Source organism: Alcanivorax sp. HI0044 (genome assembly GCF_001634945.1).
In genome coordinates, this window is record NZ_LWEZ01001573.1 from 1 (window position 1) to 886 (window position 886).

Below are 886 nucleotides of genomic sequence, written 5' to 3' on the forward strand. Positions count from 1 at the left end.
TCATTCAGCAAGCTGGCCAGCTTGTTATCGCTGAGCGGCTTGCGGGGATTCTCGGCAGCGACCAGCTTCTTAATAATGGCACGAATAGCGGTGGAGGAACACTCACCGCCGCCGTCTGTTCCCACGTGACTGGAAAAGAAATATTTCAGCTCAAAGACACCGCGGGGTGTCATCATGTATTTCTGGTTGGTGACCCGACTGATGGTCGATTCATGCATCTCAACGGCGTCGGCAATATCCGCCAGAACCAGGGGCTTCATGGCTTCATCGCCATAATCGAAGAACCCTTGTTGCACATCGACGATGCGGGTGGCCACCTTGAGCAAGGTGTCATGGCGGCTCTGCAGGCTCTTGATGAACCATTTGGCTTCCTGAACACAATTGCGCAGATATTGCCCGTCTTCACCGCTGGTGGTGCGGGCGATATTGGCGTATTGCTGCTGCAGATTGACCCGGGGAAGGACGTCGTCGTTGAGGCTGACCTGCCAGCGGCCCTGGTGCTGACGGACGATCACGTCGGGAACGGCGTAATCTACCTGGGGTTCGCCGATCTGCTCGCCGGGGGCCGGGTCCAGGGTGCGTAGCAGGGACAGGGCCTCCAGCAGGACGTCCTCGCTGATCTGCAGGGTGCGACGCAGGGCGGCGTAGTCGTGTTTTTCCAGCAGATCCAGGTGGGCCAGCAGGGCACAGGCTTCGTCGCGCAGGGCGGTATCGGCGGGCAGTTGGCGCAGTTGCACGCCCAGGCAGTCCGCCAGATCGATGCTGGCCACGCCGACGGGGTCGAACTGCTGCAGACGGTGCTGCACGGCAAGTACTTCGTCGCGCTCCAGTTCATCGCCTTCGGTGAGCAGGTCTGGCTGGGCGTTCACCATGTCGACAATATCGT

Annotated in this window: 1 protein-coding gene; it reads right to left on the reverse strand. The window is 60.2% G+C overall.

Going from position 1 to position 886, the window contains the following annotated elements; translation table 11 throughout:
* Window positions 1–872, reverse strand: an 872-nt coding sequence (rpoN, locus tag A3730_RS23725) for an RNA polymerase factor sigma-54 (protein ID WP_231884031.1), incomplete at its 3' end; no start/stop codon positions are given.
* Between the last annotated feature and the right edge of the window lie 14 nt (window positions 873–886).